This window comes from Microcoleus sp. T3_A4 (genome assembly GCF_036700465.1).
Taxonomy (GTDB): domain Bacteria; phylum Cyanobacteriota; class Cyanobacteriia; order Cyanobacteriales; family Microcoleaceae; genus Microcoleus.
Genome location: NZ_JAUBOY010000029.1, coordinates 87,981 through 99,360 on the forward strand (window position 1 = coordinate 87,981; position 11,380 = coordinate 99,360).

The window sequence follows — 11,380 nt, forward strand, 5'->3', positions numbered from 1 at the left end:
CAGAGGCCGGAACAAATCGCACTCAGCGGTGTGCTAATCTGCAGCCCTTATTCGCTAGGCAATTATGCTGAAAAAACTACCTTTATCCTGGTCTCGCTACATTCCAGCCGGGTTGACGCTGGGTTTGGGTGTGGGACTGTCGCTTCTGACTTTCGCCTTGGTTTGGGACTGGGAAGACAAGCGCCGCGACTACGAAATGCACCGCCGCATTGACGATATTTCGATCGGCATCGAACGCCAGCTCAACTCCGACTTAGATACTGTTCTCGCCCTCAGCGACTACATGAAAGCCTTCAGCACCGTCGAGCGTTCCTCTTTTGCCCGGTTTGTCGCCCGTCCCCTATCCGTCCACCCTAGCCTGCAACTTTTGGCTTGGGCCCCCCGCGTCCCCAATTCCGAGCGGCGCAACTACGAAACCAAAGCTAGAACCGAAACCGACCCCAGCTTCGAGATTACAGAGCGTGGCCCGCGAGGAGAACTCCGCAAGGCCCTCCAGCGTTCCGAATACTTCCCGGCTTTCTACGTCGAACCACCAGCCGGAAACGAGACAGCATTAGGCTTTGACCTCGCCTCCCACCCAGAAATCCGCGCCGCGCTCGATCGAGGACGCGATACAGGAGAAATGATTGTCACCAACTACATCGGCTTAACTCAGGGCACTTCCCCGGAACTAGGTCTTTTGGCAATAGTTCCGATTTACGAAAACAGCAGTAAACCGACTACCCTGGAATCCCGTCGCCAACTGCTACAAGGATTTGTTCTGGGCGTATTTCGAGGCAAAGATATTTTCCAAACCTCTTTAAAAGGACGCAATACCGACTACCTCAATATTTATCTCGTTAGCGAGGCTCCAGACAAGCAACAAGCACCCTCGCTATTACCCCAAACGGCCAACCCGGTTCTCAAAAATCTCCCTGCTGAGAGGCAAATTCAGCAATTTGCGGTGCAGTTCCAATCCGCGAGCCAACAAGTGCTTCCAGCATCAGCCACTGCTGACCGATCCCTGATGCAAAACTGCCCGATTCTTGACAATCCAGGCCCGAACTATACAGCTTGCAGAAGGCGGCTGAAAATTAGTGGCCGCCAGTGGTCTATGTACGTGTCGGCAACGCCGGAAATTCGCAGGCTTCGCAAGCACTGGCGCTCTTGGGGAACTCTGACGATGGGGATGCTGTGGACTCTGATTCCGGTGACATATATGCTGACATCTTTGAGTCGCACCGCCCAAATCGAAAAACTAGCCGGAGAAAGAATTCGCCAAGCCGAACAGTTGCAGGCTGCTTACCTACAGTTGGAACTCGAACAAGCTAAATCCGAGCAATTGCTGCTGAACGTTTTGCCCGCAGCGATCGCCTTGCGTTTGAAGGACAATGAACACAATATCGCCGAAAGTTTTGCGGAAGTGACTGTGATGTTTGCCGACATTGTGGGGTTTACAGAGCTTTCGTCGAGAATTTCAGCGACGGCAGTGGTGGAAGTGCTCAACGATATTTTTTCGGCTTTTGACCACTTGGCCGATCGCCACGGTTTGGAGAAAATTAAGACTATTGGTGACGCTTACATGGTTGTCGGCGGTTTGCCTACGGCCCGAGAGGATCACGCCGAGGCGGTTGCGAACATGGCGATCGATATGTTGCACGAAATTCGGCTCCTCAGTTTAGAACATTCGGAACCTTTCAGCATTCGGATCGGGATTAGCAGTGGCCCTGTCGTTGCCGGCGTTATCGGCTTAAAAAAGTTTATTTACGACCTCTGGGGCGACACAGTAAATATTGCTTCGCGCATGGAATCCCACGGGATTACCGGCTGCATTCAAGTCACCGCCGAAACCTACGAGATATTAAAAGATAAATATACTTTTCAGAAGCGCGGCGCCATCCAAATCAAGGGCAAGGGATACATGGTTACTTATTTGCTAACTGGGAAAAAAGATTATTGACACCGCCCCAAAACGGATACAAGCCTCCGATTCCCCGATCGACTAAGACTTGCGATCGCCAAGCTAAAATAGTTTAAGCTCAAGGTATTCTATCACCCCTGCACCAACTGAGGAAAAACCATGACGACGCTGCTAATTCAAACCGAAAGCGTCCCACTGACTGTCAATTTCCCTGCGATCCAATCGATGACTGTTGAACAGTTTTATGAATTCTGTCTAGTTAATCGCGATTTGAGAATTGAGCGTACAGCCAGTGGGGAAGTTATCATTATGTCACCCGCCTTTTCAGATACAGGGAATCGAAACGGTAAGATTGCCCTACAATTGGGGAACTGGGCAGAACAAGATGGCACAGGTGAAACGTTTGACTCCAGTGCAGGCTTTACCTTGCCGAATGGAGCAACCCGCTCCCCCGATGCCTCATGGATTAAACTAGAGCGCTGGAATGCCTTAACTGAAGAAGAAAAAGCCTCATTCGCACCGATTTGTCCAGACTTTGTGATTGAATTGCGGTCTGCTAGTGACACTCTCAAGGGATTGCAAAACAAGATGCAAGAATATATTGAGAACGGTGTATCGCTCGGCTTTTTGCTCGATCGCAAAAATAGAAAAGTCTACATCTACCGTCCCAATGGCGAACCTGAAATCTTAGATAATCCTGAAACAGTCAGCGCAGATCCAGAGTTACCGGGATTTGTCTTGCGGATGGCCAAAATCTGGTGATTTAGAGCGTTACACCATACTCAAAGACATCAATTCATCTGTCATTTCAAAATTCGCCGTGACGCTTTGCACGTCGTCCAAATCTTCCAGTGCATCCATTAACTTAAGGAGCGATCGAGCTTTTTCCGGACTGTCTATTTCCACTGTATTGCTCGGAATCCAGCGATTTTTCGACTGCACAACAGCAAAAGTTTTTTGTTTCAAATGACACTCCCCACTCTTTCATAGACTGGGATTATTGGTTCATAGATACCTTATTTTTTAGCTCGAATCACTAAATCAATTAACTGTTATCGTCCCAGAGTTTTACCCCATTCGCTTGAGCCAGTTTGAGTATTGGATTTGACATTTCCGGGCGTGAACGCACGGAGTCGTTTGCGATCTAGCTTAGACTTCAGTTTGTGCTTCAGTGGCTTCCGATACCCCATCCTCGATCGAAGTTGGCTACGCTTGCTTTTGAGCTTGCTTTCTTTTGCTCAAAACAGCCCGTTGAATTGTCAGCAAAATTTTCCCCTCTTGTTCATTAATTTCACCGTCAGCCTCGATGATGTCAGTGCATCGCTTTAAAAGCGGTTCGGCAAAGTCGAGTTCGAGTTGTTCGAGTAAAATATCCAACTTGGGAGGCAATTTAGACTTATTTTTCACAGCTTCAATCTCAGCTAAAGACTTTGGATTTAAATTCGCCGCTTGTAATTGGGGTAATAACTCATCCCATCGGGTGAATTTTTGGGTGGTATAGACGACATACACCAAAATCCAATCCATCACAGTTTCTTGTGCGATCGCTGTCTCTAAATATTGGTCACTTTCCGCTTGCAATACCTCTTGTAAATCTTTGAGCTTGGTTTCGATTTTCGAGGAATCGATATCGGCTTCATAAAACCGACAAGCACCGTATCCCAGCGCGTAAATCATTGTCGCACTGGCGCTAGCATTAATTACCGCACCCGCCAAGGGAATATTGCTGACAAGCGTAACTCCAGCTTCGATCGCTAAATTGCTACCCAAGGATAAACCGAAAATAGCGACAACTTCTTTTTGGCGATCGCTCGATTGCAAATCCTTTCCATAGGCGGCAGCTATTTGATAAACTAACTCCGCGGATAACACCGTCATTGCCGCTAAATCCATGCCAGCCAATGCCAAAGCTGCGCCCGGAACTAAACTGCTAACCAAGCCACTTCCTGCAGCTAGCAAGGCTTTTTCCACCATTAAGCGATGTGCGATTTCTTGAGGTTTCTCGTGAGGATATTGGCGCTGCAACTCTCGAACTTGCGCCTCGGCAGTCACGACATCAACTTTATTGATCGCATTAACTAACCAGTCGATTTTGAAATTTTCAGTCAGTTTTTTTAGGATAGGACTCTGGGAAATCGAACCGAGGGCTGAACCAAAAAAATTGGGAAATTGGAGTGCTGCACTTCCGGCATTCCCTACCGCATTCCCTACCGCACTCGCGGTATTAACAACAATCTCACCTCCAGCACTGCTTGCTGCATTGCCTACCGCACTAGCCGTATTAACAATCGCACTTCCGGCATTCCCTACCGCATTGCCTACCGCACTAGCCGTATTAACAATCGCACTTCCGGCATTCCCTACCGCACTCGCGGTATTAACAACAATCGCACCTCCTGCACTGCCTGCTGCATTCCCCACCGCACTCGCGGTATTAACAATCGCACTTCCGGCATTCCCTACCGCACTCGCGGTATTAACAACAATCGCATCTCCAGCACTGCCTGCTGCATTCCCCACCGCACTCGCGGTATTAACAATCGCACTTCCGGCATTCCCTACCGCATTCCCTACCGCACTCGCCGTTGCAGAGACGGCTCCGAAAACGGAACCGAACCAATTGGATTTACCCCCTGGTTCAGCCTGCACCTTTGATTCGGATCGATCCTTGGTTTCTGATACTTCGGTTGCTGACAGAACTTCTTCTGAGTGGGTGCTGTCTCTTTTGCTTTCGTTGTTATCTAGCATGGCTTTACTGTGGGTTGAGTTTTTCAATGCAGCTTTTTCAGCAATGCGTTGGATTGACACTCCCCACTCGCCTACAGATGGGGATTCGTTTCCTGGTAATAGTGTAGCGCGATCGTCCCGCTGGCGATTTTTCGTCTTTTGCAGTGCCAGCAGGACGATCCAGATCCCTCATCTTTAAAGCATTAAACCATACTCAAAGACATCAATTCATCTGTCATTTCAAAATTAGCTGTCACGCTTTGCACGTCATCCAAATCTTCCAGTGCATCCATTAACTTTAGGAGCGATCTAGCTTTTTCAGGATTATCTATTTCCACTGTATTGCTCGGAATCCAGCGATTTTCCGACTGCAAAACTGCAAAACTTTTTTGTTTCAAAACATCCGCCAGTTGTTCCAAATTAGCCACGCTGGTAAATACCTCTGCACCTTCAGTATCCTCATCAATTAATATCAAATCATAAGATTCCGCAGCAGCCTCTAGCGACGCTTCAAACAATTGTTCCTCATCAATCGGGCCGCGTACAGTACAAACTCCTTTGTTGTCAAACATCCAGCCCACACAACCAGTTTCGCCCAAGTTGCCGCCATTTTTAGTAAAAGCTTCTCGCAAGTCAGCCGCTGTGCGGTTGCGGTTGTCTGTCAGCGCTTCAATTAGAATAGCAACCCCGCCAACGCCGTAACCTTCGTAGCGAATAGCTTCTAATTCCGAACTTCCCCCGGCCAAGCCAGCACCTTTGGCGATCGCCCTTTCTATGTTTTCATTAGGAATATCCGCCGCCTTGGCTTTTTCAATAGCCGTCCGCAGTTGAAAATTGCCAGCGGGATCGGGAACTCCGCTGCGGGCCGCGACAATAATTTCGCGAGATATTCTAGCAAAAACCTTGCCTTTAACGGCATCAACTCTAGCTTTTTGGCGTTTAATATTCGCCCACTTACTGTGTCCTGCCATACCGATTTAAGATTTTCGATTTAAAATGTGCGATCGAGATTAAACAATAACACCCAGATTCGGACTAATCAGATTAACGTAGGGTGCTCTTCTGCCGCGCACCTTACACACATAGCATAAAATGCGATTTTTGGCACGAATCTCAACTTTAATTAAACCGGATCACGGTTTCAGAGTCAGTCAGGTGAGAAGTATCGCCATTAAGTGCGATCAACCATTCTCCCTCATCCCGCACCACTTTCACCAAACAGCACAAAGAAGCGTTTATTTCTGTTTCCGCACCGCCCGCCAGCCCGATCGCAGTTCCTAAAACCGACGCACCGTGACCTACCAATAACATATCTTCGGGAAACTCAGCCACGAGGCGTTTAGCAGTTTCCCCCGCCCTTTTGAAACAAGCTTCCACGGTTTCGGGATAATTAGCAATACCGCCTTTATAGGAAGCATCAATCCGGGGAAAACGCCTGCACAAAGCTTCAACAGACTCAGTTTCCGGCATTTCTGTCATCCATTCAGGATTCAGCCATTCGCACAGTCCCCACTCTAGTTTAATTGACAAATCGAGAGCTTCTGCCGCGTGATTTGCTGTTTGGACAGTTCGCAGAAAAGGGGAAGCAAAAATATGAGAAATTCCTTCACCTTTGAGGCGATTGGCTAGTTGTTTAGCTTGAACGTGACCGTCTTCGGAAAGGTGAGGATCGTAGCGGCGTTCGGCGGTAAGAAACCAGTCGGGGTTAACGAAGTCGATGCGGTTTCCGTGTCGTGCGATCCAGACTGTTTGTGGCATGAGTTGGTTTGAGTTTGGCTTCTTGATGTAAAATTATATCAAAGTTTGTTGATTTGATTTGTTGCGAAGCTATTGATGAGATATTTTTAACCGCAGATGCACGCAGATAGACGCAGATGGATGATGGATTGGGTAAGGGGTGATGGGGTGCGATCGTATTTGTTAATTCTTCCTTAGAGTTTTACCAATCTTGATTCTAAAGCTAAATTAACTATTCTTTCTAAAGAAGTGGATTCGTCACTTTTTCCAATTATCTTGAAATAGTATGTTATGGACATCGCTAATGGCGAACCGTGACGGTAGTTTCGTCCATACTTGCTCACATAATATGCCAAATTATTCATAACATAATTCTCTCTGTATGCTGGATTATTCAAAAATTTCTCCCTGGCACCTAATGCCCTATAGGAGGTATCAGGCATTAACTTAGCTGAAGGAGAAACCCTACCTACTTTGTATTCATCCTCATTAACCATTATGCCAATTCCCTTCCGAATATAACCTGTATCTGTGACTATTTCCCAATTCGTCCAAATTCTCATTCTAGCTAGAATTTTATTATTGTTGTATCCTCTGGGAAGTGGGAGCCATAAAAACATTGCAGGGCTATTTCGTCTAGCATCAAATCTAAATTCAGCAATCAATTTATTTTTGCCGATACCATACTTAATACTACTAGAGTCAGTAAGTTCCTTGATGCGTCTATCACAGCCTAGAATCTGTCTGCGAACGCTCAACACTCCTTCGCGTTCAGTTTCATTACATTCTTGGATAAATTTTAAAAGCAACCTTGGCGGTTCAGAGAGAGTTTCGTTGCTGGATTGTTCTCGATATGTAATCTCTACTTGTGAAGTGTGTTCGGTATCTACATCTTTAAAGTGTAAATATAATTTTTCCCCGTCAGGAACGCTCGCAAATTGCAAAAACTGAAAAAATAGCCCGTGATACTTCCTGTCTGTAAAATTATCCCTGTGAAATTTGGGCGCAATTGCTATTAAGCGAACGGGTTGAGCGTAATCCACGCGATCGCCAAAAGGTTTGTGTTCCAACAAAGCATCGTAATAACGGGTTAACTGCTGAACGACATATCTATCTTCGCCGTTTTTCAACTCCAGCACAACTAACCGTTGATTCTCGTCCACCGCTATAATATCGCATCTTTGCTCGTTGACAGTGAATTGCCGCTTGATGACTGTCAAACCAAGCAAACTTTGCAAGTGAACTTCGACAAAATCCTCTAACGCTTCTTCATTTGCAAATTCCCACCCTGACCCTGTTTTCCTCAATGTGGCGCTGCTTAGCATTTTGACAATTCTTACAGTCTTTAACCAATTTTACCACTAATGTCTGTAGTGCGCTGAGGGTTTAAATAAACCCCGATCGCCCTGACAGCTTCCCAGCCATCCCGCAACAAAATCGCCTTTAAGTGGGAGCGCTATAATAGTAACTATTCGACACTCCCATCTCTTGACAAATTATTAAAAATATGCTCATCAGTGAAAGCGATCGCGCTACCATTCGCTCAGTCGTAGAACAGCAACTACAAGCCTTTCAAAAAGACGATGCTGCTGGGGCTTTTGCCTTCGCCAGTCCCGGAATTCAGCAGCAGTTTCGCACAGCCGAAAACTTTATGCACATGGTAAAAATTGCCTATGAAGCTGTATACCGTCCGCGCTCGGTATTATTTGAAAACCTCGCCACCGTAGAAGGAATTCCCGCTCAGCCAGTGCTGTTGCTGGACTCGGAAGGCATCCCAATCCGAGCCATTTATCTCATGGAAAAACAGTTTGATAATAGTTGGCGAATCAATGGCTGTTATTTGGTTTCGATAACAGCATAATAAGTTAGGCTGACTTTTAGACTGAGCTTTTTTTGCTAATTCGCAGCATCTTATTCCCGCCTTTTTGAAACTCATAAGGAGCCTCTTGAATTTCTAGACTAAAACTTCTCTTTTTCAATTCTGCCATCGTCGGGTTTAAGTGATCTGATTCCTCCCCGCTAAAACTCTGCAATAGAGGGAAGACTCGGACTTCTTTCGCAACCCGACACATTTCTGAAATTGCTGACCGATGAAATTCTTCGGAAAGCAGGTGAGAATAAGCAAATAAGAAATGGCTGCACAAAGCTAAATCGAATTGACCGTTCTCGAAAGGCAAAACTGGCAGCTCAGCATTTATGTAGCGGCCTTGCTGTAAGCCTGATGGAAAATCTTCTAAAAATTCCTGCATCGCCTTCATTCGCACTTCGCCTAGCTGGTACGGCGATTCAAAATTGTTCCACAGGTAGCCGTCTAAATTGGCTTTAACACCGTCAATTACAGTTTGATATGTTTCTTGGATGCGATCGCCAATTTCCACCGCACTAAACTGATAAACTGGATCGCAAGAAATTACCTTTTTACCTTGGCGAGTCATTTCGGCATTGAAACTCGCCGGGCCGCCCGCACAATCAAGAATTGCTAGCTTGAGGTCACTTGAGGTCAAGCTAAACATTCCTATGTATTCATCCAAGCAGCGCCCCCAGGGAATTACTTTATCCAATTTTAGTGACACTTGTCTTTGTCCTGCAGATAGAATTATCTAATATTTTACCTCAAATCAGGGTGGTTTTTCCCTATCTCCTTTCTGTGGCGGGTTGATTTGTATGCGGACTTATGTATGAATAATTTTGCTCAAACGAGATATTAATCCTGACAACAGTTGGCGGGCTTTACACTTTCTTTACAAACAAGGCACAAAATAGTTAAGTACGATCGCACAATTTTTATGCTTGCACCTGTGGATTTTGCAGCACAGCGAGGCTACACTGGACAGCAGGGAAAATAAACTAAAATCCACTAGCTAAATTGCTCTTGTTCATTGGCAGGCTGCAACCAGGGAAGAAAGATGAAACATACCATTCAAACCGCTACAAGTCTGAGTTTGTCAGCACTCCTGGTGCTATTGAGTTCGCTGCCCAGTAGAGCTCAGTTACCTGCCGTCAGAAATCCTGCGCCCGCTAGGAACCCAAACCAACCGAGAGTACCGCCGCCACCTCCGGGTTCGAGTTTGCCGCCGATCGGCAATTCTGGTTCGCTGACACCAGAAGCAGCTTATACTTTAGGCCCGGGCGATCGCATTGCTTTAGATATCTTCGGCGTCCCTGAATTCAGCAGAGAATATCAAGTGTTAGTTGATGGGACGCTCAATTTGCCAATTATTCGCAGCGTCTCAATTCAAGGGTTGACGCTGCAACAAGCCGCTAATGTGATTACCCAGCGATACGAACCCTTCATCAATGTTCCCGTTGTTACCGTAACTGTGATCGTCGCTCGCCCCCTAAATATAGGTCTTGCGGGTGAAGTTACTCGCCCGGGTTCCTACAAGATTAATCCCACTAGAGAAGGAGGAGGAGTAAAATTCCCGACTTTGATGGAAATGCTGCAACTTGCACAAGGGGTGACATCAGCAGGAGATATGCGAAATGTCCAAATTCGTCGTTCCAACAGAGGCGGGCCGGAGCAAGTTACTAATGTTGATTTGCAGGATTTTTTAGACACGGGAAATTTGCGTCAAGATGTCACGATTCGAGATGGAGATACAATTTTTGTACCGACAGCAAGGGCCCTGAATACTCAAGAAGTTCGTCAAAGAGCCAGTGCTAATTTTTCCGCTGATATTACTAAACCAATTGGTGTGGTAATTGTCGGGGAAGTAAACCGGCCGGGGCCTTATACTGTATTTGCTTCGGATGTGCGATCGAGCAACCAACAAACAGAGTTGAGTTTTGTAGCTATCGACCAACAGCAAGGAGCAGTTGTAGGCTTACCAACAATAACTAGAGCATTGAAAATTGCTGGTGGTATCACTACAGAAGCTGACATTCGCCGCGTGCAAATCCGCCGCCGAGTCAGAGGTGGCAATGAACAAACTATCATGGTAAATCTGTGGGATTTGCTGCAAAAAGGCGACGCAACTCAAGATATTTTGCTGCAAGAAGGAGATAGCGTAATTATCCCGACAGCAGCTACCGTAGACTTAGCTGAAGTTTCTCAAGTCGCAAATAGCAGTTTTTCGCCGAACGCGATTAGCATCAATATTGTAGGAGAAGTAATTAGGCCTGGGGCTTTGCAGGTGCGGCCTAGTACATCCCTGCACCAAGCTCTGCTGACTGCAGGCAGTTTCAATCAATTGCGGGCTAAAAAAGACAGAGTAGAACTATTGCGTTTGAACCCCAACGGTACTGTTTCTCGTCGCACGATTGAGGTGGATTTTGCTCAAGGGTTGAATCCTAATAATAACCCCACTCTCCGCAACGACGATGTGATTCTGGTAGCGCGATCGGGCTATGCTAGGGTAGGAGACAATATCAACAGTTTTTTGCAGCCAATAACAGGAGTTGCAAATGGGATCAGCGCTGTTAGCGGCGTTTTTACTGGGTTTCAAGCAACTATCAACGCTTTTCAAAACTTATTTTTGGGAGGAGATTTCGAGCGGCGAAATCAGCTCAGACAGCTTCGCGAACAACGTCAAGACAGACAAGAGCAACGTCAAGACAGACTGCTAGACAGAGAGCTACAACGTGAAGACAGACTGCGGCAAGAAGAAGATAGAAGACTGCAACTTGAAGACAGAAGACTGCAACTCGAAGACAGACAGCGGCAAATAGATCTTGAGAATCGGCAAATCGAGATCCAGGAGCAGCAACTTCTGCTCCAAAATCAGCAGCAGCAAATGCAGCCACAGCAAATTCAGCCAACTACTCCTTGATCAGACTCGGGCGTTGAAAGTTAGCCACCCTCTTTATGAATCGGCGGTTGAAACCGCTGCATAGAGTCATTCGATTTTAGATTTTAGAGTTTAGATTTTGGATTGACGCCACGGATAAATTCGGGGGATTGTACTATCAAGAAATTCGCTTGTCAAACGAAGTCCGAGTCATATCATGTCCGGTAGTATAACCATAATTAAGGCGCAACTTGGGGCCACCAATGGAAATTTGTCAAACCTCGAACTA

General features: G+C 46.4%; 9 protein-coding genes and 1 pseudogene. 4 read left to right on the plus strand and 6 right to left on the minus strand.

All coding sequences use genetic code 11. The annotated features are described in order from the left end of the window. Positions 1 to 64: 64 nt before the first annotated feature. Together QUA07_RS17630 and QUA07_RS17635 are read left to right on the plus strand one after the other, a co-directional pair. The gene (locus QUA07_RS17630) at positions 65 to 1,939 is read left to right on the plus strand and encodes an adenylate/guanylate cyclase domain-containing protein (RefSeq protein WP_333327263.1); all 1,875 of its coding nucleotides are present in this window, start codon (positions 65 to 67) and stop codon (positions 1,937 to 1,939) included. Between the two features lie 120 nt (positions 1,940 to 2,059). Next, entirely contained in the window at positions 2,060 to 2,662 is a 603-nt protein-coding gene (locus QUA07_RS17635; RefSeq protein ID WP_333327266.1) for a Uma2 family endonuclease, read from the plus strand. Between the two features lie 9 nt (positions 2,663 to 2,671). Here QUA07_RS17635 and QUA07_RS17640 read toward each other — a convergent pair. From QUA07_RS17640 to QUA07_RS17660, 5 genes and pseudogenes are all read right to left on the minus strand, one after another. Next, a pseudogene (locus QUA07_RS17640) lies at positions 2,672 to 2,866 on the minus strand (YebC/PmpR family DNA-binding transcriptional regulator); the annotation flags it as partial. Between the two features lie 240 nt (positions 2,867 to 3,106). Continuing rightward, the gene (locus QUA07_RS17645) at positions 3,107 to 4,708 is read right to left on the minus strand and encodes a hypothetical protein (protein WP_333327269.1); all 1,602 of its coding nucleotides are present in this window, start codon (positions 4,706 to 4,708) and stop codon (positions 3,107 to 3,109) included. A gap of 122 nt (positions 4,709 to 4,830) precedes the next feature. Next, the gene (locus QUA07_RS17650) at positions 4,831 to 5,598 is read right to left on the minus strand and encodes a YebC/PmpR family DNA-binding transcriptional regulator (protein WP_333327272.1); all 768 of its coding nucleotides are present in this window, start codon (positions 5,596 to 5,598) and stop codon (positions 4,831 to 4,833) included. A gap of 148 nt (positions 5,599 to 5,746) precedes the next feature. Beyond that, positions 5,747 to 6,385: a histidine phosphatase family protein gene (locus QUA07_RS17655; RefSeq protein ID WP_333327275.1), complete on the minus strand. Its 639-nt coding sequence runs from the start codon at positions 6,383 to 6,385 to the stop codon at positions 5,747 to 5,749. 173 nt (positions 6,386 to 6,558) lie between these two features. Further along, positions 6,559 to 7,689, minus strand: a complete 1,131-nt coding sequence (locus QUA07_RS17660; protein ID WP_333327278.1) for an endonuclease NucS domain-containing protein — start codon at positions 7,687 to 7,689, stop codon at positions 6,559 to 6,561. A 182-nt stretch (positions 7,690 to 7,871) separates the two neighbouring features. Here QUA07_RS17660 and QUA07_RS17665 point away from each other — a divergent pair, with 182 nt between their 5' ends. Further along, positions 7,872 to 8,225, plus strand: coding sequence for a DUF4864 domain-containing protein (locus tag QUA07_RS17665; protein WP_333327281.1), 354 nt, complete (start codon positions 7,872 to 7,874; stop codon positions 8,223 to 8,225). Between the two features lie 16 nt (positions 8,226 to 8,241). On the opposite strand, the gene QUA07_RS17670 is transcribed toward QUA07_RS17665, so the two are convergent. Continuing rightward, positions 8,242 to 8,937: a class I SAM-dependent methyltransferase gene (locus tag QUA07_RS17670; RefSeq protein ID WP_333327284.1), complete on the minus strand. Its 696-nt coding sequence runs from the start codon at positions 8,935 to 8,937 to the stop codon at positions 8,242 to 8,244. Between the two features lie 333 nt (positions 8,938 to 9,270). Here QUA07_RS17670 and QUA07_RS17675 point away from each other — a divergent pair, with 333 nt between their 5' ends. Further along, on the plus strand, positions 9,271 to 11,133 hold the full coding sequence (locus QUA07_RS17675) for a polysaccharide biosynthesis/export family protein (RefSeq protein WP_333327287.1): 1,863 nt from the start codon (positions 9,271 to 9,273) through the stop codon (positions 11,131 to 11,133). Positions 11,134 to 11,380: the final 247 nt, after the last annotated feature.

Bases quoted from the DNA above. Each gene is read 5' to 3' on its own strand.
- QUA07_RS17630 (WP_333327263.1), top strand. From the start codon at position 65: ATGCTGAAAAAACTACCTTTATCCTGGTCTCGCTACATTCCAGCCGGG.
- QUA07_RS17635 (WP_333327266.1), top strand. From the start codon at position 2,060: ATGACGACGCTGCTAATTCAAACCGAAAGCGTCCCACTGACTGTCAAT.
- QUA07_RS17650 (WP_333327272.1), bottom strand. From the start codon at position 5,598: ATGGCAGGACACAGTAAGTGGGCGAATATTAAACGCCAAAAAGCTAGA.
- QUA07_RS17655 (WP_333327275.1), bottom strand. From the start codon at position 6,385: ATGCCACAAACAGTCTGGATCGCACGACACGGAAACCGCATCGACTTC.
- QUA07_RS17660 (WP_333327278.1), bottom strand. From the start codon at position 7,689: ATGCTAAGCAGCGCCACATTGAGGAAAACAGGGTCAGGGTGGGAATTT.
- QUA07_RS17665 (WP_333327281.1), top strand. From the start codon at position 7,872: ATGCTCATCAGTGAAAGCGATCGCGCTACCATTCGCTCAGTCGTAGAA.
- QUA07_RS17675 (WP_333327287.1), top strand. From the start codon at position 9,271: ATGAAACATACCATTCAAACCGCTACAAGTCTGAGTTTGTCAGCACTC.